At 71.8% G+C, this 22,396-nt stretch carries 18 protein-coding genes, 1 tRNA gene and 1 pseudogene; 7 read left to right on the forward strand and 13 right to left on the reverse strand.

The features are described 5' to 3' along the window. Nucleotides 1-121: 121 nt before the first annotated feature. From mshC to ACZ6NC_RS34860, 5 genes and pseudogenes are all read right to left on the reverse strand, one after another. Nucleotides 122-1,351, reverse strand: coding sequence for a cysteine--1-D-myo-inosityl 2-amino-2-deoxy-alpha-D-glucopyranoside ligase (gene mshC / locus ACZ6NC_RS34840; RefSeq protein WP_465737878.1), 1,230 nt, complete (start codon nt 1,349-1,351; stop codon nt 122-124). A gap of 360 nt (nt 1,352-1,711) precedes the next feature. After that, nucleotides 1,712-1,918 (reverse strand): annotated as a pseudogene (locus tag ACZ6NC_RS34845) (AraC family transcriptional regulator); the annotation flags it as partial. Between the two features lie 159 nt (nt 1,919-2,077). Next, the gene (locus tag ACZ6NC_RS34850) at nt 2,078-2,875 is read right to left on the reverse strand and encodes an SCO1664 family protein (protein WP_465737909.1); all 798 of its coding nucleotides are present in this window, start codon (nt 2,873-2,875) and stop codon (nt 2,078-2,080) included. A 44-nt stretch (nt 2,876-2,919) separates the two neighbouring features. Then, complete coding sequence (locus ACZ6NC_RS34855; RefSeq protein ID WP_465737879.1) at nt 2,920-3,498, reverse strand: DUF3090 domain-containing protein; 579 nt, start codon at nt 3,496-3,498, stop codon at nt 2,920-2,922. A gap of 220 nt (nt 3,499-3,718) precedes the next feature. After that, on the reverse strand, nt 3,719-4,435 hold the full coding sequence (locus ACZ6NC_RS34860) for an MSMEG_4193 family putative phosphomutase (protein ID WP_465737880.1): 717 nt from the start codon (nt 4,433-4,435) through the stop codon (nt 3,719-3,721). Nucleotides 4,436-4,636: 201 nt separating this feature from the next. On the opposite strand from ACZ6NC_RS34860, the gene ACZ6NC_RS34865 reads away from it, so the two are divergent. Beyond that, a complete protein-coding gene (locus ACZ6NC_RS34865; protein WP_465737881.1) occupies nt 4,637-5,620 on the forward strand; it encodes a magnesium and cobalt transport protein CorA in 984 nt (327 codons plus the stop codon). 94 nt (nt 5,621-5,714) lie between these two features. Here the strand turns inward: ACZ6NC_RS34865 and ACZ6NC_RS34870 are convergent, their stop codons facing one another. After that, complete coding sequence (locus tag ACZ6NC_RS34870; protein WP_465737882.1) at nt 5,715-6,761, reverse strand: LLM class F420-dependent oxidoreductase; 1,047 nt, start codon at nt 6,759-6,761, stop codon at nt 5,715-5,717. Between the two features lie 311 nt (nt 6,762-7,072). On the opposite strand from ACZ6NC_RS34870, the gene ACZ6NC_RS34875 reads away from it, so the two are divergent. The 4 genes from ACZ6NC_RS34875 to ACZ6NC_RS34890 all read left to right on the forward strand — a co-directional run bounded on the left by ACZ6NC_RS34875 (nt 7,073) and on the right by ACZ6NC_RS34890 (nt 11,911). Beyond that, entirely contained in the window at nt 7,073-8,053 is a 981-nt protein-coding gene (locus tag ACZ6NC_RS34875) for an aldo/keto reductase (protein ID WP_465737883.1), read from the forward strand. 350 nt (nt 8,054-8,403) lie between these two features. Continuing rightward, nucleotides 8,404-10,620, forward strand: a complete 2,217-nt coding sequence (locus tag ACZ6NC_RS34880) for a helix-hairpin-helix domain-containing protein (protein WP_465737884.1) — start codon at nt 8,404-8,406, stop codon at nt 10,618-10,620. Between the two features lie 141 nt (nt 10,621-10,761). Beyond that, a complete protein-coding gene (locus ACZ6NC_RS34885; protein WP_465737885.1) occupies nt 10,762-11,322 on the forward strand; it encodes a cysteine hydrolase family protein in 561 nt (186 codons plus the stop codon). 52 nt (nt 11,323-11,374) lie between these two features. Further along, nucleotides 11,375-11,911 carry an ester cyclase gene (locus ACZ6NC_RS34890; protein WP_465737886.1) on the forward strand — a complete coding sequence of 179 codons (537 nt, stop codon included), beginning with the start codon at nt 11,375-11,377 and terminating at the stop codon, nt 11,909-11,911. Between the two features lie 225 nt (nt 11,912-12,136). Here ACZ6NC_RS34890 and ACZ6NC_RS34895 read toward each other — a convergent pair whose 3' ends face one another. Continuing rightward, nucleotides 12,137-12,742 (reverse strand): hypothetical protein, encoded by a 606-nt coding sequence (locus ACZ6NC_RS34895; RefSeq protein WP_465737887.1) that lies wholly within the window; start codon nt 12,740-12,742, stop codon nt 12,137-12,139. A 420-nt stretch (nt 12,743-13,162) separates the two neighbouring features. Between ACZ6NC_RS34895 and ACZ6NC_RS34900 the strand changes: the two genes are divergently transcribed. Then, nucleotides 13,163-13,372 carry a DUF5703 family protein gene (locus tag ACZ6NC_RS34900; protein WP_037846781.1) on the forward strand — a complete coding sequence of 70 codons (210 nt, stop codon included), beginning with the start codon at nt 13,163-13,165 and terminating at the stop codon, nt 13,370-13,372. Between the two features lie 292 nt (nt 13,373-13,664). Here the strand turns inward: ACZ6NC_RS34900 and ACZ6NC_RS34905 are convergent, their stop codons facing one another. The 3 genes from ACZ6NC_RS34905 to ACZ6NC_RS34915 all read right to left on the reverse strand — a co-directional run bounded on the left by ACZ6NC_RS34905 (nt 13,665) and on the right by ACZ6NC_RS34915 (nt 16,717). After that, nucleotides 13,665-14,510: a chaplin gene (locus ACZ6NC_RS34905; RefSeq protein WP_465737888.1), complete on the reverse strand. Its 846-nt coding sequence runs from the start codon at nt 14,508-14,510 to the stop codon at nt 13,665-13,667. A gap of 286 nt (nt 14,511-14,796) precedes the next feature. Further along, entirely contained in the window at nt 14,797-15,042 is a 246-nt protein-coding gene (locus ACZ6NC_RS34910) for a chaplin (protein WP_396325752.1), read from the reverse strand. 331 nt (nt 15,043-15,373) lie between these two features. Further along, nucleotides 15,374-16,717 carry a M20/M25/M40 family metallo-hydrolase gene (locus ACZ6NC_RS34915; protein WP_465737889.1) on the reverse strand — a complete coding sequence of 448 codons (1,344 nt, stop codon included), beginning with the start codon at nt 16,715-16,717 and terminating at the stop codon, nt 15,374-15,376. Nucleotides 16,718-17,010: 293 nt separating this feature from the next. On the opposite strand from ACZ6NC_RS34915, the gene ACZ6NC_RS34920 reads away from it, so the two are divergent. Further along, nucleotides 17,011-17,095 (forward strand) — tRNA-Leu (locus ACZ6NC_RS34920). Between the two features lie 1,130 nt (nt 17,096-18,225). Here ACZ6NC_RS34920 and ACZ6NC_RS34925 read toward each other — a convergent pair. Genes ACZ6NC_RS34925 through ACZ6NC_RS34935 form a run of 3 tightly spaced genes read right to left on the reverse strand, consistent with a single transcriptional unit; the run spans nt 18,226 to nt 22,396 of the window. Continuing rightward, nucleotides 18,226-18,369 carry a hypothetical protein gene (locus tag ACZ6NC_RS34925; protein ID WP_465737890.1) on the reverse strand — a complete coding sequence of 48 codons (144 nt, stop codon included), beginning with the start codon at nt 18,367-18,369 and terminating at the stop codon, nt 18,226-18,228. A 50-nt stretch (nt 18,370-18,419) separates the two neighbouring features. After that, nucleotides 18,420-19,430, reverse strand: coding sequence for a DUF8094 domain-containing protein (locus ACZ6NC_RS34930; protein WP_465737891.1), 1,011 nt, complete (start codon nt 19,428-19,430; stop codon nt 18,420-18,422). Then, nucleotides 19,427-22,396, reverse strand: a complete 2,970-nt coding sequence (locus ACZ6NC_RS34935; protein WP_465737892.1) for an NHLP bacteriocin export ABC transporter permease/ATPase subunit — start codon at nt 22,394-22,396, stop codon at nt 19,427-19,429. The genes ACZ6NC_RS34930 and ACZ6NC_RS34935 overlap by 4 nt, the downstream gene beginning before the upstream one ends.

The raw sequence follows: 22,396 nt of genomic DNA on the forward strand, positions 1-22,396 counted from the left end.
AAAGAAGGGGTGTTTCGGAGTTCTGTGGTGCGGGCGGGAGACAAGCGGACAACCCCATTGGGGGGAGGGAAGGGGGCGGCGGGCCCGTGTTTCCGCCCCCCCCTTCCGTCCGTGCGGGTGCCTACAGCGCGACGCCGAGCAGCGCGTCCACCGTGCGGGAGACCAGGCCGGGCGCGCCGATGTCCTCGCCGCCGCCGGCCTCCTGCCGGGCCGCCCAGCGGTCCACCGCGGCCAGTGCGGCAGGCGCGTCCAGATCAGCGGCGAGTGCCTCGCGCACCTCGGCGAGCAGCGCCTCGGCCGGCGGGCCGTCCGGGCGGGAGACGGCGGCGCGCCAGCGGGCGAGCCGCTCGACGGCCTCGTCCAGGGTGCCCTTGGTCCACTCCCAGTCCTCGCGGTAGTGGTGCGAGAGCAGGGCGAGCCGGATCGCCGCCGGGTCGACGCCCTCGCGGCGCAGCGCCGAGACGAAGACCAGGTTGCCGCGGGACTTGGACATCTTGTGCCCGTCCAGGGCGACCATGCCGGCGTGCACGTACGCCTTGGCGTACGGGTGGCCGCCGGTGGCCACCTGGGCGTGCGCGGCGCCCATCTCGTGGTGCGGGAAGGAGAGGTCGCTGCCGCCGCCCTGGATGTCGAAGGACATGCCGAGGTACTGCAGCGCGATGGCGACGCACTCGATGTGCCAGCCGGGGCGGCCGTGGCCCAGCTCGGTGTCCCAGGCGGGCTCGCCCGGACGGGCGGAGAGCCAGAGCAGGGCGTCCAGCGGGTGGCGCTTGCCCGGGCGGTCCGGGTCGCCGCCGCGCTCCGCGAAGACCGGGCGCATCTGCTCGCGGCTCAGGCCGGAGACCTCGCCGAAGTGCGGGTCGGCGTCGACCGAGAAGTAGATGTCGCCGTCCACCTTGTAGGCGGCGCCGCTCGCCAGCAGCTTCTGGACCAGCGGGACGATCCACGGGATCGACTCGACGGCGCCGATGTAGTGGGCCGGCGGGAGCAGCCGCAGGGCGGTCATGTCCTCGCGGAACAGCGCGGTCTCGCGCTCGGCGAGCGCCACCCAGTCCTGGCCGGTTTCGACCGCCCGGGCGAGCAGCGGGTCGTCCACGTCGGTGACGTTCTGCACGTACAGGACGTCGTGGCCGGCGTCCTTCCACACTCGCTGCGCCAGGTCGAACGCGTTGTAGGTGGCGGCGTGGCCCATGTGGGTCGCGTCGTAGGGGGTGATGCCGCAGACGTAGATCCGGGCGGTGCCGTCCTGCGGCACGACCTCCCGGATACAGCCCGCTGCGGTGTCATGGATACGAAGGGGGAGCCCCTGACCAGGCAGGGCGGGAACCTCGGAGGCGGGCCAGGCATGCATGGGAATGACTTTAACCGTGCGAACATTTGAAAGCCTAACCAGTATGCAAGATCGACTGGATTCGTTTGCTTTCGTTGCCTGAGCGCTTCCGGACTGATAGTGACCGGCGACTGGCGGCCTGGCACTGCCGTCACGCCCCTCGCGAGGGCGCGGGTGAGCGCCCCGCCGGCCCTGCCGCCGGGAGGGCCGGCTACAGCCGCCGCCAGAGCGCCGGCACGTTCGGCGGCTCCCAGCCGGCGAGGGCGAACGCGCCCTCGGCGTTGGTGAACCCGACCTGGCGGATCGTCAGATAGGTGCAGGCGGGCAGCCGTTTGGCCTCCAGGGTCTGCTGCCGGCGGATCAGCCGGCCGGGCGTACGGCCGGTGGCCTGCTTGACCAGCGATGGGCGCCGGCGCCGCCGGTGACATGGACGATCTCGAAGAAGGAGTACCGGCGGGGGAAGCCCGCACGGGAGAGCGGGCCGATGGTGTCGAAACTGCCGATCGCAAACGGCAGCAGGTGCGGCAGCGGGACCTCTAACCGGTGCAGCGGCAGGTCCAGGTGGGGAGTGGTCCGTCGCTCGTCCATCGGAGCAGTGTGCGGCCGGGCAGCCGCACCGGTCCAGACCAATCCCGGCCGGGTGGGACCGGCCTGCGCGTTCGGGCGCTGCGCCCGGCGTGTTCACGCGCTGCGTTCGGCCGGTGGGTACGGGCGTGCGTCAGACCGGCCGGTGGGTACGGGCGTGCGTCAGACCGGCGGCCAGGGGATCGACGGCCAGTCCTCGGACGGGAGCGGGTGCAGGCCCGTCCGGCGCAGCCCGTCCACCCTGGCCCGGGCGGCGGTGAGTTCGGCGGCGGTCAGGTGCGGGGCGAGCCGCTCGCCGAGGCCGCCGTCCAGCTGCTCCGCCAGGCCGTCCAGCACCTCCAGTGCCTCCTCCTGCAGCGGCTGTCCGGCCCAGCCCCAGAGCAGCGTGCGCAGCTTGCCCTCGGTGTTGAAGGTGACACCGTGGTCGATGCCGTAGAGCCTGCCGTCGGCGGCGGGGATCAGGTGACCGCCCTTGCGGTCGGCGTTGTTGAGCACGGCGTCCAGCACGGCCAGCCGGCGCAGCCGCCGGTCGTCGGGGTGGACGAGCAGCGCGGTGCGCCCGTCGCCCACCTCCGCGTGGACGATCGGCAGCCAGCCGTCCTCGGGCCCCTGCGGGTCCTGGAGGGCGAGCAGCGGGTCGGCGTCCGGATCGGGCTCCACCCAGAGCTGCACCATGCCGGGTCCGTGCGGCCCGTCGCGCAGCACGGTGGGCGGGATCAGCGCCCAGCCGGTGGCGGCGGCGAGTTCGTACGCGGCGACCTCACGGCCGGCCAGCGTGCCGTCCGGGAAGTCCCAGAGCGGGCGTTCGCCGGCCACCGGCTTGTAGACGGCCTGCGCGGCCAGGTCGTCCAGCGTGATGCTGCAGTACAGCGCGGCGTTGGAGGCGTCGGTCAGCCGGCCGTGGACGGTCAGCGCGCCCTCGCGCAACAGGTGCAGTGCGGCGGGCGGGTCGGCGGCCAGGGCGGCGCCGGCCACCGGGTCCGCCTGCGGAGGGGTCTTGGTGTTCAGCGCCGGTAGCCGTTCGCGCGCGGGCACAGGTGGCCCTCCGGGTCGAGCGGCAGATTGCAGAACGGGCAGGGCTTGCGGCCGGCCGCGACGAGGTCCAGCGCCCGCTTGGCGAACACCCGGGCCATCGCCCCGGTGAGCCGCACCCGCAGCATGTCCGGGCCGTTCTCGTCGTCCTCGAAGACGGCCTCGGCGGCGTCGTCGTCATCCTCGTCGCCCTCGTCCTCGATCACCGCCTGCGCCTCGACGACCAGGCGGCTGTCGATGCTGTCCCAGGCCAGCGCCATGGTGCCGACCCGGAACTCCTGCTCCAGCGGCAGGTCCAGCGGCGCGGTGTCGAGCAGGTCGACCGGCGCGCTGGCGGGGATCGCGGTGTCGCCGCCGCTGCGCCGCAGCGCCTCGTCCAGCACCTCCTCGATCCGCTCGGCGAGCGCGGCGACCTGGGTCTTCTCCAGCAGCACGCTGGTGATCCGCCCCCGGGCGGAGGCCTGCAGGTAGAACGCCCGGGCGCCGGGCTGGCCGACGGTGCCGGCCACGAACCGTTCGGGCTGGTCGTAGAAGAAGACCTGACGGGGCACGCTCTCGCTCCGGATCGTCTCGATCGTGGTAGGGGTCGTTCGGGGGCTGGTCGTTCAGGTACTGCTCGTTCGGGTACTGGTCGTTCAGGGGCGTTCGGAGGTCGTTCGGGGTTGGTCTCGTTCGGGTGGACCGGGATCCCGGTGGGGCCCGTTAGTCACCCTACGACCTCCCGGCCCGGCCCGGGGAGCCGAGCCGGGGTCCGGACTCGTCCGGCTCCGCTCAGGCCGCGCCGGTCGCGCCGCCGACCACCGCGTCGCCGTCCGGGGCGCCGGCCTGGTCGTCGCTGCGGCCGTCGCGAGGCTTCGGGGCGAGCGAGGCGAGGTCGCCGGTGTCGCCCATCCTCAGCACGAAGGGACGCTGCGGGGTGTAGCGGATCGCGGTGACCGAGCAGGGATCGACGCTGATCCGCTGGAAGTGGTCGAGGTGCAGGCCGAGCGCATCGGCCACCACCGCCTTGATCACGTCGCCGTGCGAACAGGCGATCCAGACCGCGTTCTCGCCGTGCTCGGCGGCGATCTTCTCGTTCCACTCACGGACCGCGCTCACCGTGCGGTGGCTCAGCTCGCGCAACGACTCGCCACCGGGGAAGGCGGCCGCCGCCGCGTGGTCCTGGACGGTGCGCCAGAGCGGTTCCTTGGCCAGCTCGGCCAGTGGGCGGCCGGTCCAGTCGCCGTAGTGGCACTCGCCGAGCCGCTCGTCCTCGGTGGGAGCGCCGAGTTCGGGCCGGGCGGCGAGCAGCGGCTCCAGGGTCTGCCGACAGCGCTCCAGCGGGCTGCTGACGGCCTGCGCCAGCGGGATCCCGGCGAGCCGGCCGGCCAGCGCGGCGGCCTGCGCGCGCCCGGTGTCGTCGAGGTCCACCCCGGGGGTCCAACCGGCCAGGATTCCGGCGGTGTTCGCGGTGGAGCGGCCGTGGCGGACGAGCAGCAGGGTGGGCATGGGGCCTAGCGTACGGCCTCCCGCGCGGGCCTTGGGCGGGAGGTTGCGGCGCCGGGGCGCTGCCGGGGTGGGTACCGGGTGGGTACCGGGCCGGTGCCGGGCCGGTACCGATCGGCGGACCTGGTGGCGGGCTTGTTGTCAAGCGCCGGTACAGCGGACGGGGTGCCGCCGGCGCAGTCGTCCAGGGGCCACAATGGCCCGATGATTGTCCACTGCGCCATCTACCGCGACGGCCGCCGGATCGAGGGCCCCGAGGACCACACCGGCGCCCTCGCCGCCGCGCGGGCGGCCGGCAAGGGCAGCTTCGTCTGGATAGGCCTGTTCGAGCCGACCGCCGAGGAACTCGACCAGGTCAGCGCGGAGTTCTCGCTGCACCCGCTGGCCGCGGAGGACTCCGTCAGCGCGCACCAGCGCCCCAAGGTGGAGGCCTACCAGGGCTCCCTGTTCGTGGTGCTCAAGACGCTCGGCTACCACCCCGGCGGGCACGCGGTGACCAGCGGCGAGGTGATGGTCTTCGTCGGCGAGGACTTCGTGATGACGGTCCGCCACGGCGCCGACACCCCGCTCGGCGGGCTGCGGGCGGAGCTGGAGGCCCAGCCCGAGGTGCTGAGGTACGGGCCGAGCGCCGTCCTGCACTCGGTCTGCGACGCGGTGGTGGACGGTTATGTGGACGTGGCCGTCGCGCTCCAGGCGGACCTGGACGAGCTGGAGGCCGACGTGTTCGCGCCCGGCCGGGTCGGCCGCAACACCGCGGGCCGGCTCTACGGCTACAAGCGCCAGCTGGTGACCGTGCGCCGCGCCACCGGCCCGCTGCTGGAGCCGATGATGCGGCTGGAGCACGGCGGCGTGCCGTTCGTCCGCGACGAGGCGCTGCCGTACCTGCGGGACGTCGCCGACCACCTGGCCCGGACCAACGACCAGGTGGAGGGCATGGACCGGCTGCTCTCGGACATCCTCAGCGCCAACCTGGCGCAGGTCAGCGTGCAGCAGAACAACGACATGCGGAAGATCTCGGCGTGGGCGGCGCTGGCCGCCGTGCCGACCATGATCGCGGGCGTGTACGGCATGAACTTCGAGTACATGCCCGAGCTCCACCAGCCCTGGGGGTACCCGGGGGCGGTGGCGTTGATGGTGCTGGTCTGCGTGGTGCTGCACCGGGTGTTCAAGCGGCACGGCTGGCTGTAGGGCACCTGGCCCCGCCGGGCGCCGCCCGTGGCGCCCGGCCGGCGGGTCGGACCCGCCGGGCGGGCGTGGGCCGGCAGCTGCGGGGCGGTCGGGGTCAGGCCAGCCCGGCGCGCTCCAGGGCCTCGACACCGGTCCGCAGCGCCTGCAGCCGCTCGTCGAGGGTGAAGCCGGCCGGCGCCAGGGTGAGCGTGGTGACGCCCGCGTCGGCGTAGGCCTGCATCCGGTCGGCGATCCGGGCGGTGTCGCCGACCAGCGAGGTGGCGTCGATCAGGTCGTGCGGGACGGCCGCCGCGGCGCCCGCGTAGTCCTTGGCCAGGTACTTCTCCTGGATCTCGTCCGCCGCCTGCTCGTAGCCCATCCGCCGGGTGAGCTGGTTGTAGAAGTTCTTCTCCTTGCTGCCCATGCCGCCGATGTAGAGCGCGGCGTAGGAGCGCTGGGAGTCGACCCCGGCCTTGATGTCCTCGCCGACGGCGATGGTGACGGTCGGGCAGAGGTCGAATCCCTCCAGGGTCTGCCCGGCCTTGGCCCGGCCGGCCTTCAGCGGGTCGAGGGAGAGCGCGGCGTGCTCGGGCGAGAAGAAGATGCCCAGCCAGCCGTCGGCGATCTCGCCGGTCTGCTCCAGGTTCTTCGGGCCGATCGCGGCGATGTACAGCGGGATGTGCTCGCGCACCGGGTGCACGGTGAGCTTGATCGGCTTGCCGGGCCCGCCGGGCAGGGGCAGCGTCCAGTGGGCGCCCTCGTGCACCAGCCGCTCGCGGGACATCGCCTTGCGGATGATCTCCACGTACTCGCGGGTGCGGGCCAGCGGCTTGTCGAACTTCACGCCGTACCAGCCCTCGGAGACCTGCGGGCCGGAGACACCGAGGCCGAGCCGGAACCGGCCGCCGGAGAGGGTGTCCAGGGTGGCCGCCGTCATCGCCGTCATGGCCGGGGTGCGGGCCGGGATCTGGAAGATCGCCGAGCCGATGTCGATCCGCTCCGTCTTCGCGGCGACGAAGGAGAGCACGGTGGCCGCGTCCGAACCGTAGGCCTCGGCGGCCCAGCAGACCGAGTAGCCGAGCCGGTCCGCCTCCTGGGCGACGGCGATGTTGTCGGCGTCCATGCCGAGTCCCCAGTAACCGAGGTTGATACCGAGTCGCATCTGCCAAGCCTTCCAGTCGGGTTGTTCGCGAGGGTAACCGCGCAGTCGGCGGCCATGCTACTGGCCGGTAGGTGTGGGCCGGGACACATTCGGGCGGTCCGGCGGTGCTCTCCCCGCGGTGACCGTCCCGCCGTGGCCGGCCCGCGGTGATCGTCCTGCGGGGCAGTGATCGTTCTGCGGGTCTGCACACCAGCCCGGGCACCGGCCGCTACGCTCAGCCGACGTGGGGACGCCTCTCCCCACCTGCGCGTTTGCCAGGCGGGCCGACGTACCCGGCGACCCGCGTCCAAGGCCAGTGGAGGGCCCGTCCGATGGAAAAGCGACACCTCGGCCGAACCGGGCTGCAGGTCTCCCGGCTCGGCCTCGGCACCATGGCCTGGGGCCGCGACACCGACGAGCACGAAGCCGCCGAGCAGCTCAAGGAGTTCGTCGACGCCGGCGGCAACCTCGTCGACACCGCCGACGTCTACGCGGACGGCGGCGCCGAGTACCTGCTCTCCCGGCTCACCGACAACCTGATCCCCCGCTCCGACCTCGTCATCGCCACCAAGGCGGGCAGCGTCCCCGAATCCGCCCGCCGCTTCGACGGCTCGCGCGGCCACCTGCTCGCCGCCCTCGACGCCTCACTGCGCCGGCTCGGCACCGACTACGTCGACCTCTGGCAGGTGCACTCCTTCGACCCGGCCACGCCGGCCGAGGAGACGCTCACCGCCCTCGACATCGCCGTCACCTCCGGCCGCGCCCGGTACGTCGGGGTCTGCGACTACAGCGGCTGGCAGCTCGCCAAGGCCGCCACCTGGCAGCACGCCCACCACGGCCGGGTGCCGCTGGCCGGCGCGCAGCTGGAGTACTCGCTGCTCCAGCGCGGCATCGAGCGGGAGGCGCTGCCCGCCGCCCAGGACGCCGGGGTCGGCCTGCTCGCCTCGTCCCCGCTCGGACGCGGCGTGCTCACCGGCAAGTACCGGCACGGCGTCCCGCAGGACTCGCGCGGTGCCTCGCCCTACCTCTCCGGGTTCGTCCAGCCCTACCTCGGGGAGCGCTCGCGGCGGATCGTGGACGCCGTCGCCACCGCCGCCGACGGCCTCGCCAGCAGCCCGCTCGCGGTGGCGCTCGCCTGGGTCCGGGACCGGCCGGGTGTGGCGAGCGCGCTGGTCGGGGCGCGGACGGTGGCACAGCTGCAGGCGGCGTTGTCAGTGGAGGCGCTTACGCTTCCGGGTGAGATCCGCGGTGCGCTCGACGACATCTCGTCGCCGGTCCACCGTTACCCGGACCAGGGGTGGAGCGAGCTCTAGGGCTGCGCCGCCCCCGCCCGGGACGGTCTCGCCCGGCGGGCCTTCGGTCTGCCCGGGGCGCCGGACAACCGACCCGACGACTGGCTCAACCCGACCCGACCTGGCGTGATGTGAACTGATGTGACCTGACCGACCGACCACCCGACCGACCTGCATCGACCCGTTGAGACCGGCCGCCGGCCTGTTCCGACCGACTCGACCGACCCACCGGCGCCGCCGCCCCGCGCGGCCGGGCCGTCCCGACCATGCCGACCGCGCTCACCGCGACGGGGCGGCCGCCTGCGGCCCGCTGCCCCGCCACCGGTGCGGGCCGGCGCCCAGCAGTGGAGTGACCTTTCTTGGAGCGAACGATGAGTGACACGGAGAACGGCGCTCCGGAGGAGACCTCGGCGGCCCCGGGCCCGGACGGCGGCAGCGTCAGCGGCGGCAACAGCGGTAGCGGCGGCAGCGGCGGCACCGACAAGGCGGCCGCCGTCGCCGCGCTGGCCGCGGCGATCCGGACGGTCGGGAAGCAGTCGGCCGGTCCGGCGCCCCAGGCCCCGCCCACCGGCCAGGCCGCTCCCACTGCCCCCGCGGGCGACGCCGCCACGGCCCCGGAGCCCGCGGCGGCGACCGCCGTCCGCCCGTCCCCGGTCCGGGCCGAGAGCGACGAGCAGCGCGCCCAGGCCCTCAAGGACACCGCCGAGGTGCTGGCCGCGGGCGGCGCGCCCACCGACCTCGCGGCCGCCGCCGTGGCCGCGTTCGGCGACGGCGCCGCCGAGCAGCTGCGCGCCGACCCGTGGGCCGTGCTGACCCTGGCCGGTGTCCGCCCCGAGCACGCGGACGGCTTCGCCCGCGGCCTGCTCGGCCCCGCTGCCGGCCCCGGCGACCCGCGCCGGGCCCAGGCGCTGGTGCCGTGGCTCCTGGAGCAGGCCGCGCTGCGCGGCCACTCCGCCGTGGAGATCGGCGAGGTGACCGCCGGGCTCGACCGCCTCGGCCTGCCGGACACCGCCGCCGCACTGCAGGCGGCCATGGACGACGGCCGGGCGCTGCCGTTCCAGGAGGAGCTGACCGGCGCCGAGGCGCACGGCGCGGGCGGCGAGGAGGACGACGAGCCGCCGACCCGGATGCTGCTCGCGCTGGAGCGGCTGGCACTCGCGGAGGACAGCCTCGCGGAGGGCCTGGTCCAGCTGATGTCGACCTTCGTCCCCGGCGAGGACGGCCCCGAGGCGGAGGACGCCGCTGTCGAGGACGCCGGTGTCGAGGGGGCTCCCGAAGTGGGGGGCTCGTCCGGCCCCGAAGAGTCGGAAGAGTCCGGCCGGTCCGGCGAATCCAGCGAGTCCGGCGAGTCCGGTGGGGAAGACGCCACCCACGAACCGGCCCCCGCCGGGCCCGCCGCCCCCGGCCCGGCCGCCTGGGAGGCGGCCGCCGTCGCCGCACCGTCCTCCTCCGCGACCGCCCTGATCCGGGCCGTCGCGGAGAGCGCCCTGGTCACCCACACCGGTGGCGAGGCCGCCCGGGCCGAGCCGGCCGCCCTGGTCCGGGCCGCCGACGGTCTCGGCCTCCGTGCCTGGGCCGCCACCTGGACCGACCAGGGCCGGGACAGTCTCGCCGCGCTCGCCGACGGCCCGCTGTCCGTCGCCACCCTGGCCGAGCTGCTGGCCGGGACGGCCGGCCCCGGCCACTCCTCCGACGGCACGCTCGCCCTGGACGTCCTGGTCGTCCTCGACGCCCCGCTGCTGGACGTCGAGCTGGCCGCCACCCTGCTGGAGTCGCTCGCCGACGGCACCCGGCTGGTCCTCAGCGGCGACCCGGGCCAGCTCTGGTCCGCCGGCCCCGGCCGCTTCTTCGCCGACCTGCTGGCCGCCAAGGTCTGCCCGACGGTCGCCTCCCGCACCCCGGACTTCGGCCCGATCGGCGAGCTGGTCTCCGGTGTCGGCATCGGCGAGCTCCAGCCGGTCGAGGCGCCGGACAAGGAGGTGGTCATCCTGACCGCCAAGGACGGCGGCGAGGCCGTCCACCGCGCCATCCAGCTGCTCACCGATTCCATCCCGCGCGCGCTCGGCATCCCGGCCGAGCAGGTGGTACTGCTCACCCCCGGCCACGGCGGGCCGGCCGGTACCCGCTCGCTGAACGCCGCCGCCAAGGCCCGCCTCAACCCCGGCCCGGGCCGCTTCGGCGGCTTCGACCCGGGTGACCGGGTGGTGGACTCCCCCGCCCCCGGCATCACCCGCCCCGCCCGGGTGGTCGACGGCGACGCCACCGGCCTGCACCTGGAGTACGCCGACGGCTCGCGCCGCACCGTCCCGCCCGCCGAGGCCGGCCGGCTGCGGCACGGCTGGGCGCTGACCGTCCACCAGGCGGTCGGCCGCCGCTGGCCGGGCGCCGTCGTCGTCCTCCCGGAGGACGCGGGCGCGGCGCTCACCCGCCAGTGGGTCTACACGGCGTTCGGCCGCGGTGAGCGCCACCTCTCGGTGGTCCACGCCGCCGGCCCGGCCCTCCCCCAGGCCGTCACCGAGCGCCCTGCCCAGCCCCGCACCACCCGCCTGCGCGCGATCCTCGCCGAGAACGCCGCCCAGGCGTACTAGGGCTTGCCTCCGCCCGGAACCGACCCCGCACCGACCTCGCACCGTCGTCGCGGAGGGGTCGGTCCGACCCGTTGTCGGCGGTCGGGTCTACTGTGCGGGGGCACGAGTCCAGCCTGCGCAAGGCATGAGCAAGGGGAGATCATGACCACACTCGAGAACCGGCCGAACACCGCGCTCCTCGTCATCGACGTACAGAACGGCGTCGTCCAGGAGGCCTACGAGCGCGATGCGGTCGTCGCCAACATCGCCGGCCTGGTCGAGAAGGCGCGGCGGGAAGAGGTCCCGGTCGTCTGGGTCCGGCACTCCGACGAGGAGCTGGTCCTTGGCAGCGACAGCTGGCAGATCGTCCCCGAGCTCGTGCCCGGCGAGGGCGAGGCGCTCGTCGAGAAGCTCTACCGCGACTCCTTCGAGGACACCACCTTGGAGGCCGAGCTGGCGGGCCTCGGGGTCGGACGCCTCGTCGTGGTCGGCTCGCAGACCGACTTCTGCGTCCGCTCGACGCTCCACGGCGCGCTCGCCAGGGGCTACGACGCGATCCTGGTGAGCGACGCCCACACCACCGAGGACCTCACGGCCTGGGGCGCACCGAAGCCGGAGCAGGTCATCGCCCACACGAACCTGTACTGGTCCAACCAGAAGGCGCCCGGGCGTACGGGCGGCACGGTCGAGACCAAGAACGTGGACTTCGTCAGCGCGTCCTGAGCTGTTTCGACAGGTGCGGGCCACGGCTGCGGGCGACCGTGCGTCATCCGCCGTGGGCCGTGCGCCGTGGGCTCCTGAACGGTGTTTCAGAGTTCGGCCCGGGGGGGGGGGGGGGGGGGGGCCGACCTCCCGCCCCCCCCTCTCCTTCCCTCCCTCCCCCCCCCCCCCCCCTACCTCCTTTCCCCTCTCCTCCCCCCCCCCCCCCCCCCCCCCCCCCCCCCCCCCCCCCCCCCCCCCCCCCCCCCGTCCCCCCCCCCCCCCCCCCCCCCCCCCCCCCCCCCCCCCCCCCCACGGCTGTCGGCCCTTCCATAAAGCACGCTCATGGATCTCGCGTAACTTCCGCGCCGCCGTGCCGGACCTCACCTGCGAACTCTCGGACCTGCTGATCGCCGGCGACCGGATCACCGCGCGGCTGGTCTTCCGCGGCCACTTCACCGGCGTCTTCGACGGCGTGCCGGGGCGGGGCCGGCGCGTCGAGTTCCATGCGATCGACATCCAGCACGTCGGCACGACGCGGATCACCGAAGACTGGCACATCGAGGACAACCAAACCCTGCTCGCCCAGCTCGGAGCCGCCACCGGCCGCTGAGCACCGGGGCTCCGGGCACTCAGCCGGGGACGGTGGCGGACACCGCGGACCGTACGGGGAGCGGCTCGGGGCGTGGGGCCCGGCTCCTGTGAAGTCACGCAGGCCGGACCGGCGGATGCACACGAGCGGTTCCCGGACGAGGTCGACAGATCCCGTCGGCGACCAGAGGTCACTCGGTCGTCGGGTCGGACCTGTCCGGGAAACCGCTCATGGACATCCTCACTGTCAGTCGTCGACGTCCTCGTCGTCGTAGACCTCGCTGACGTCGAACCGGCAGATCAGCAGCTGCGGGTCCGCGTGCTCGAACGGCTCCGGCAGCCACTCCCCCGGCTCGGTCGGCTCGGCCGCCGCGACCCAGAGCGTCGAGTCGCCCTCCTCCAGCCCGAACTCCTCGCTGCGGGCGGCGATCTCGTCCGGCTCGTACTCTCCGAACAGCACGCCGATCGCGGCGTTCAGCCCGCTCGTGCCACCCCCGCCGGGGGTCAGCGAGTCCTCCAGCCGCTCGGCCTGGGCGCGCAGCCGCTTCGAGTCCACCACGTGGTAGTCGCGGCGGATCAGCACGCTGATCGCCTCGGGCTGCTCGGGGCCATGGAACCCGCCCGGCCCCTCGTCCCCGGGGACCTCGAAGGGGGTGACCTCGTCGTAGACCTCGTAGAGGAGTTGGTCGTAGGCGATGGCCGCCGTCGCGAGCTGCTCGTAGGCGGCGAACACAGCGGGATCGTCCGCTGCGCTGGGGCTCGACACCGCTTCCAGATGACGGTCGATGGCGGCCTTGACCGCCTCGGCGGCGGCGCGTACCTCGGCAATGGTGGGCTGCGCGGCATCAGACATGGTGCAGACGCTATCTCCCCGCGGTGTCGGTACGCACAGCGGTTGTCACCTACGCCCGCGATTTCACCGCAACTTCCCCCCTGATGTCCGATCCGCGTGGTTCTGTGCCCGCGTACGCCCCGCGCGCGGGCCCCGGGGACGGCACGGGTGGGCCGTCCGGGTGCCGCTTGGCGAGCCGTGATCGGGGTATCCCGTCAGAAGGAGAAACGGAACTGATGCACTGTCAGGATCGCGGGTTCGGCGCGGGCCTCGACGCGGGCGCGACACAGGCGCGGTGCGGGCGAGTCGCCGCCGATGGGCCTGTGATTCGCAGGCGCGGCCACGGGTGGAGGCTCGGTGGGAGCACGGCCGAAAATACCCGGGCCCGTTGTCGGGGGCAGGCCGTAGGCTTGCCCGAAGGTGTCCCTCAGGAGGAGCGTTTTGACCCCACCGAAGCCGGTCCGGCAGCCGGAGTACGAGTACCAGTCGCTGCGCATGCCGCGCGGCACCTCGCGCAATGCGGCACGCCAACTGCTCACCGACCATGCCGAGTACGGGCACTGGGAGTTGGACAGACTGCGTCTGTTCCCCGACGGCAGCCGGACGGTGCTGCTGCGGCGGCGGATCATCCGGCAGGTCCGGAGCTGGTGACGGCCGTCACGCCGTAGGAGCGGCCATCGACCTCGCCATCCGAACGTCTGGCGCGCCTGAAGCGCCCACACGCCACACCCGGAGTCTTCACGCGCCGACGCCCGCGGCCGTCTGTTCGTCCGACGGCCGCGGGCGGCTTCTCCGGTTGAGCGCTCCGGCTGCGCGCTCCCGGCTCAGCATGCGCAGCACAGAGTTCGCAGAGCGCAGCGCTCTCTCAGCGCAGCCCTCTCAGCTCACGGCGAGCGATTCAGCGGGCCCCTGTACGCACGCTGCTTCCACCCACCCTGGTCGTTCAGCGCACACCGGCGCGGGCACGGCGGTAGAGGACGCCGCCGCCGAGCAGCAGCGCGAGGCCGGCAGCACCGAGCAGCTCGGTGCTGCCCGCGCCGGTCGAGGCCAGCTGGCTGCCCGCGGCCGCCGACCCGGTCGCCTGGGGGCTGGCCGTCCGGGCCGAGGCCGGCGCGGCCTGGCCGCTCTGGCTGCCGCCGGTCGCCGTGGTGGCGGTCGGGGTGCCCGTGCCGGGGGTGGCGGCCGGAGGCGTGGCGGTCGGGCTGCCCGTCCGCGGGTTGCCCGGCGGGGTCTCGCCGCTGCCCGGGCTGTGCGAGGGCGGTGTGGACGGATGGCTGGGCGGCGGGTTGTGCGGGCTGTGACCCTCCGGACAGTCGTCGTCCGGCTTGCTGGGCGGGGTCGCCACCACGGGAGCCTCGTTGCCGCAGCTGTTCCCGAAGGCCGGGTTGCCGACGCCGACCACGTCGACCGAGTTGCCGCAGGCGTTGACCGGCACGTGTACGGGCGCCTGGACGTTGTTTCCGGAGGCCACACCGGGCGAGCCGGCCGCCGTGCCGGAGGCGGAGGCCCCCGAGGCGCTGTGGCCGCTGCCGCCGCCCGCGTGCCCGCCGGCGTTGGCGCAGTGGTTGCCGTACGCCGGGTTCAGCACGCCGACCACGTCGACGGTGTTGCCACAGGCGTTGATCGGCACCTCGACCGGCACCTGCACCGAGTTCCCCGAGGCCACGCCCGGCGAACCGGCCGCACCCCCCTGCGCCTCGGCGCCCGCGTAGGCGTAGCCGGCGGTCGAGGCCAGGACACTGCCGGTGGCCACGGCCGTGAGGAGCCCCTTCTTGGCTACATTCCTCATATTTTCCCCTGACGTATCGAGACGACGTGATGACCTACCGAAAGTCGGAATTTCCGAATAGCTGGCTAGGTCTTCGAGTGCACACGGGACAACGAGGCACAAGCAGCGAGGTTGAGCCGAACGAACCCACTTCACCCGATCGAGCGAAAGCCCCTCGCAGCCCTGGACGGACGACTCGACGAGTCCGGACAGACAAGCGCCCCCGGTGCGGCGCGTCCGCCACCCGGGGGCCAAGTGAGTCAACCCGATGATCGGCCCGTTAGCCGATCACACGGTCAACCTGCGCTCAGAAGTTGGCGCAGTGGTTGCCGAACGCCGGGTTCAGCACGCCGATCACGCTGACGGTGTTGCCGCAGATGTTCACGGGGATGTGCACCGGGATCTGCACCTGGTTGCCCGAAACCACGCCGGGCGAACCGGCGGCCACACCGTCGGCGACGGCACCGCCGTGGGCGGACGCAACGCCGGCGGCGGCCAGCACCAGGCCGCTGGTGGCGGCGGCTACGGCGGCGATCTTCTTGACCTTCATCATTCCTCCTGTACGGACAACGCAACCCGTTCGGCGGGCTGCACAGGGATGAACGAGGGTGTGGCAAACGGGGTACGGAACCTTTTCCCCATTCACTCGCAACGGTGACGGATCGCACAGGCGGTCGACCGGCAAACTCAAGGGGAAACGTTTCTCTGGATCACTTTTCCGCCGTCCCAAATCATTAGCTCGGACAATGCGGACGGCCCGCCCCCGGCACCCCGGGAACGGGCCGCGACCCCCTGCCGAGGGCCCAGTGCTCCGTGGCCCCCACGCTCAGTGGGCCCCACGCTCAGCTGTGCCTGCCCAGCTGTTCCGCCTCAGCTGAGCGTCATCAGCTGGCGTCGATGAACCGGTCCAGCACCCGCACGCCGAACTTCAGCCCGTCCACCGGCACCCGCTCGTCCACGCCGTGGAACATCCCGGCGAAGTCCAGCTCCGGCGGCAGCTGCAGCGGTGCGAAGCCGAAGCACCGGATCCCGAGGTCCTGGAACGACTTGGCGTCCGTCCCGCCGGAGAGGCAGTACGGCACGGCACGCGCGATCGGGTCCTCGGCGCGCAGCGCGGTCTGCATCGCCTCCACCAGTGCGCCGTCGAAGCCGGTCTCGATCGCCTTGTCCGAGTGCAGGCTCTCCCGCTTCACGCGCGGGCCGAGCACGCTGTCCAGCTCCGCCAGGAACTCCTCCTCGTAGCCGGGCAGGAACCGCCCGTCCACATGCGCGGTCGCCTGCCCGGGAATCACGTTCACCTTGTAGCCGGCGCCGAGCATGGTCGGCTGGGCGGTGTTGCGCAGCGTGGTGCCGATCATCTTGGCGATGCCGCCCAGCACCCGCAGCGTCTCGTCCATGTTCTCCGGGTCGAGCTCGACGCCCAGCGCGTCCGACAGCTCGTCCAGGAAGGCCCGGACGGTCTTGGTGATCCGCAGCGGGAACTTGTGCCGCCCCAGCCGGGCCACCGCCTCGCACAGCTCGGTGATGGCGTTGTCGTCGTTCTCCATCGACCCGTGCCCGGCCCGCCCCTCGACCGTGAGCCGCATCCAGTGCATGCCCTTCTCGGCCGTCTCGACCAGGTAGAGCCGGGTCTGGTCGTTGACGGTGAACGAGAAGCCGCCGACCTCGCCGATCGCCTCGGTCACCCCCTCGAACAGCCCCGGGTGCTTGTCCACCAGGTACCGGGCCCCGTACGTTCCGCCCGCCTCCTCGTCCGCGAGGAAGGCCAGCACCAGGTCACGCGGGGGCTTGCGCCCGGTCCGCAGCCGGTCGCGGACGACGGCCAGCGTCATCGCGTCCATGTCCTTCATGTCGACCGCGCCACGCCCCCAGACGCACCCGTCCGCGATCTCGCCGCCGAACGGGTCGTACGTCCAGTCCGCGGCGTTGGCCGGCACCACGTCGGTATGCCCGTGGATCAGCAGGCCCGGACGGGACCGGTCCTCCCCCTCGATCCGCACCACGGTCGACGCCCGCCCCTTGGCCGACTCGAAGATCTGCGGCTCGAGACCGAACTCCGCGAGTTGTTCGGCCACGTACTCGGCGGCCTTGCGCTCCCCCGGCCCGGAGCCGTCGCCGTAGTTGCTGGTGTCGATCCGGATCAGATCGCGACAGATCTCGGCGACCTCCGACTCGGCCGTCACCTTCGGCGCCGCCGCCCGCCCCGTCGACTCGCTCCGCTCGCTCACGGTCACTCCTCGTCTCAGCCCCGCACCGACGCACCAACGCGCCACCCCCGGGACCTGCACCCGGGCAGTACGAGCACGTCCGCCCATCCTCCCCCAGCCCCTCACCCGGATCCACCCCGCGAACCCGGGGGATACCGCAGGAAACCCCCTGGTCACACCCGCGCCACAGACCGCCCCTCGCCGCCGTCGCCCGCCCCCGTCCCCCCACCCACAGCCGTTTTGGGAGCGCAAGCCGATCTTTGCTACAGTTACATCTGTCAGCGCGGCCGACGAGGCCGCAAAGACAACACCCGGTCCGGGTGGCGGAATGGCAGACGCGCTAGCTTGAGGTGCTAGTGCCCTTTATCGGGCGTGGGGGTTCAAGTCCCCCCTCGGACACAAACCATCTCCCATGGGGAGATGAAGAGCAGTGATCAGGTGCGGATCGAGGTTGGCCTCGATCCGCACCTGCTGCTTTCCCGGGTGATTTGACCCCCGGATGCCATGGAGCCCAGGCCCTGCGACCAACGCCTTGATGTTCCGCCTGTCGGGGACCTGCGGGCTCGCGTAGGGCGTGGAGCAGGTGGCGCCGGTCCCGGATGTGAGGGTGCGGTCCAGCAGCTCGCGCCGGCACGTCTGTATCCGGCGCTCCATGGTGCCCGGCGCCGCCGGCTCACCGTGGATGCGCCGATACCCCCGGGAGCTGTGTTCTCGCGTGAAGGTGTCGGTCACGGCGGGGCAGGCGAGGCGCAGCAGCACGACAGATCATGATGCCGCCCGACCGCCATTCACGTGAGGACCGACCACGGAGCGATGCGGTGGCAGCGGACCTGTCACCCACGATCAAGCTCCTGGCCTGGCCGGATGATCTATCGGCACCCCCAGTGCCGGGGTTGTGCGACAGCTCACTCCGACCCGAGTGCCGAAACCCTCCCGGCCCGGCCCCGGACGGCCACCGGGTTCGAACAACCGCAAGCTTGCACCCCGCCACGACGCGGGCAAGACCGTCAAACGCGAACCCACGTTCCAAGCCCACCTCGCCGCGCGAGGTTGAACGGAAAGCTGAACCCGAGTCGATGCCGGCGACGTAGTCATGGATGGGTCACTGACGCGAACGGACGTCATGGCCCACCTGACTGACGCCGTCACACTCACGCGGGTGGGGCGGAGGCCCAGGACGCCGTCGGCCTTGACAGCGCAATGGAGCCGGCTATCGCCGATTTCGCTCCGGACTCGATTCCGCGCAGCAATGGCCGTCAGACCGAGAGAAACGGGAACCTCGATGACTCATGGCGCTGAGAACTCGGCCACTTCACCCGACAGCCCTCTCGTGGAGGCGGTAAGCGGCATCGGGCGGACGGACGTGGAACTCCATGACGAGGAGCTCGACGCGGTGGTCGCCGGTATGGCGCAAGCCGCGTTCGAGGCACGTGAATCGCGCGGTCAGCACGGTTGGGGAGTGCCCATGTGAGACCCTGCGGGCGTTCTCGTGCCCGCGACCCCACCGCCGAGGTCGCGGGCACGAAGGGTCACACGTACGGCGGGTACGTCGGCTGCCCGCCGTCGCCGCCGCCGATGGCGTCCAGATCTCCGTCGCAGATCTCCTCATCGACTTCCGCATTCACCGCCGCGGTGTCGTCGGCGTCGGTGACCTGGAAGTTGTTGTCCTTCATGGTGATGAACTCCTCTGGTGATTTTTTTCTCGGATGTGCCTGTGCCGTGGTCAACTGACGTTTACGGGAACCTCGTTGTAGCCGATGACCTGCGCCTTCGCCCCCGAGGCGCTGGTCGGAATGTACGTCAGGAACGTCTCCAGCCTGCTGATGCTGAATTGGCTGGACGTCGCGCCGGCGGGCTTTCCCAACTGCGCGGCGGCGGTGCTCTTCGCGGTCAGCGAGACTGTGCCTCCGGCCTTGACCGGCGTCAGCGTGTCGGTGACGACGTCGGTGGTGAACGCGAGCACACCACCGTCCGAGGTCCGCAGGGCATAGGTGTTGGGTGGTGTCGGGCTCAGCGCCCTGGAAAGGGTCGTGCCCTGATCGCCCAGATGTTTCTCGCCGAGGGTGTAACCGTTGGAAAGGTTGTCGTCCAGCGGACTGCTGTAGGAGAACATGTCCTTGCCGACGAGGTTCTTCTGGTAATGGGCGAGAATGTCGGCTGCCAGGGAATCCGGAGCCACCAGGAGGCCGTCCGGGCTTGAGACGGCGGAGGCGGCGCCCACACTGTCGACGGCGATCTTCGGCACCGGCCCGGTGACCGTGAGCGAATACGCGGCCAGGTAGGGCGCTCCGGGCCCCTCCTGCACGAAGACACGGTACGTGGGACCAGGGTAGGGCACCCCTCCCTGCGCCCGGCTGGACACGGCCAGGAACCAGTGGGGGTAGGCCGCGCCCGATGTGGCATAGATGGTGATGCCCTTGTCGCTGATGGGGGCGACCGGCTGGCTCAGTTCCTTGCTGATGCGCATCCATGCGACGTCCGCCGTGAGCAGCGGCGCGGTTTCGATGTCCGTCAGACCCGCACTGTCGAGGGTGGCGTTCACCCGGTTGTTCGCGTCGTCGTAGCGGCTGACCACGGCGGACGCGTCGTCCTGGGAGATGACCGCCCCCGGCGTGGACACGTGTGTGCCGGTGTCGCCGCTGCGGACTGTGCCGCAGCCGGCCGTGAAGCCGAGACCCAGGAGCAAGGTTGCCGCGGCGGCCGGCAGACGGAGCCTTCTCTTCTCGCAGTTCACATCATCACCTTTTCTGATTCATGCATCTGCCTGCGCACCAATTGGTGAAAGAGGCTCGTGGAGTTACGGAGCAGCTCGGACGGATGTCCGCATTCGGCAACCCGGCCTTCGGCGAGTACGACGACCTTGTCGGCGTCGAGGATGGTCGAGAGCCGATGCGCGATGACGACGCGGGTTGCGTTCAAGCGCTGAGTGCTCTCCGTGACGATCCGCTGGGTCTCGTTGTCCAACGCGCTGGTGGCCTCGTCGAAGAACAGGATCCTCGGGCGGCGGATCAAGGCGTGTGCGATGGCAAGGCGCTGACGCTGGCCGCCGGAGAAGGTCCCGCTGTCACTCACCAGCGTGTGCATCCCCATGGGCATGGCGCGGATGTCCTCGGCGATGCCCGCCAGTTCGGCAGCGGCCCACGCATCGTCGTGGCTGTAGTTGAGGGCGCCGGTGATGGCCTGGAAGACGGTGCCCGCGAACGGCTTCGTCTGCTGCAGAACGACGCCGCACTGCCGCCGCACCGCGACTCTGTCCAGGGTGGCCAGGTCCTGGCCGTCATACAGGACGTTGCCGCTGGAGGGATGCTCGAAGCCCAACAGCAGTCGCAGCAGGGTTGATTTACCGCAGCCGCTGGGGCCGACGATCGCCACGAACTCGCCTGGCCGCATGCTCAGGGACACGTTGTCGAGGACCGGTGGACTGCTGTCGTCATAGCGGAACGTCACCCGGTTGACTTCGATCTCCCCCGACAGCTCACCCGGCACCGTGTGTGTGTCCGAGGCCTCCGGCAACTCGGCGAGCAACGGCTTCATACGGTTGAACATGGGGATCACCGCGAAGGCCGAGGAAAGGGAGTTGGTCACCTGGATGACTGCCGCGAGGACGATACCCAAGGCTGCGTTGAAGGACAGGAACCGGGTCATCGACAGCGTCCCGCCGGCCGGCCCGCTGATGACCACGAAGGTGAGCAGCACACAGATCAGCGGGTAGACGCCGTTGAACGTGGCTGCCGCGTTCTGATATCTGCCGATGCGCTTCTGCAGCTCCTTCTGCTGCGCGAACTCGTTCGCCCAGGCCGCGAAGGCGCGGTTCTCGGCGGCTGCCACCCGCAGCTTGGGAAGCCCTCGAAGCCTCTGGTACACGCGGTTTGCGAGCTTGTACTCCAACTCCAGCGACCGGGTCTGCCACTTCATCTGCCGCGTCCCCAGCACGACGAAGAACACGACGGCGACCAGCACGTACAACCCTGTCAGCAGGGCAAGAGGCACACTGAACCAGAACATCACGGCGAAGTTCACCACGGCGACCACGCTGGAGTAGAGGACCACATAGCTCACGTTCATCAGCACAGTGCGTATGTTCTTCACCCCCAGCGCCGCACTGGCCAGTTCGCCTGTGGAGTACCGACGGAAGAAAGGCGCGGGCAGGCGCAGGAGCCGATCCCAGACAGCAGCCTGCAGGTTGGCTTCGAAGCGACCCCCGACGCGCAGCAGTGCAAGGTTCTCCAACACCGCGAAGACGGCAGATGCGAGGGCGGCTATCAGCGTGAGGACGCACACCTGCACGATGAGGTTCGTCTGGGCGTTGGGGACGAACGTTCCCAGGATCAACCCGGTGCTGATGGGCACGGTGGTGCCGACCGCAACCGCCACCAGCGCGAAGGTGATCAGGTTGCGGATGTCCCGCGCGCTGCCCTTCAAGCCGAAGAGGATCAGCCGCCCTGTGCTGATCGGCCGTTCGGGGAGAGGCGGGTAGAACAGCACTCCCGTGTCGTCGAAGTCCGGCGCCGTCTGCTCGCTCACCGGGCTCTTCTCACCGGTGACGGGATCCCAGGCCACGTACCGTCCGCGCCTCCAGACGAACGCCACCGGGTCGGGCGAGTCGCAGCGGCGTCCGACGAACGGTCCGATGTTCGTGCGCCACCAGCGCTCCTCCAGACTCACCGCGCGTATGCGAAAGCGCGAGCGCACGGCGATCGCCTCGATCGGCCCCATCTTGCCCCCGGCCGCGGAGCCGCACGCCGGCAGGATGGGGATGCCCAGTTCGTCGGCCACGATGCGGCAGGCCGCTTCGGTGGAGTCCTCGTTGTGGACGGGTCCGCTGCGCGAGACGTGCTCGGCCGGGTGAAGCACCGCCTGCAGGACGCGGTTGGCCTTGTCGGTCACCGCGGCCTCCATCTCGCGCACGGCTCGGACCCGGGATTCGGCCTGCTCCACTTCGGCAGTGATGACCCGGTCGGCCATCCGCAGCATGCGCTCGTTCACCACGGCCAAGCGGTCCCACAACCGGCCGTCGGCAAGCAGGTCACTGCTCGAGCAGGTCCTGAACGAGGCCGAAGGCCCGCCGCGGACAGAGCTGCCTTCGTTGACCACGAACGTGTCGCCGGAGGAGAGCCACTCACCGCTGCTGGGCGTCCCCACCCACAGTCGACCGTCCAGGACCTCGACCCAGACCAGTCCCGCGGATGAACGCCCGCATTCCTCCTCCGTCAGTTCACCCCGGCTTCCGACGCTCAGGAGCACGTGTTCCCGGGATGCCGGTTGCTCTGTGACGAAGCCCAGAAGGCCGTTGAGCCCGGCGTCGATGCCGCGGGCAACGGCCTCACGCCGACTGGATGACTCACCCGCGTCCCCGGAGTGGACGCTACCGCGCAAGAGCCCTGCCAGGTCCGCAGCATCCAATCGCAGGACGCGAGAGCCGTGGACGGCTCGCAGGACCGGGACGATCGAGTGGCACGACGGCGGCGCGGCGATGATGGCGCCTGGAGTGAATCGACTGACGAAGTGCCACGGGCCGCCCTCAGCAGCCTCCATGGCGAACATGTCGACGGCTCCGTCGGTCACCAACCACAGTGAGTCCTCGCCGGCCAACCGCACATGTCCCGCACTGAAGTCGACCTCGGCGCCGATCCCGGCGGGCGGTCGCCAAGCCGCCGCGACTGCCGGCAGCCGCTCGGGCCTCGAGGATGTCGTGCTCAT

It is taken from the genome of Kitasatospora sp. NPDC041988 (assembly GCF_055588525.1).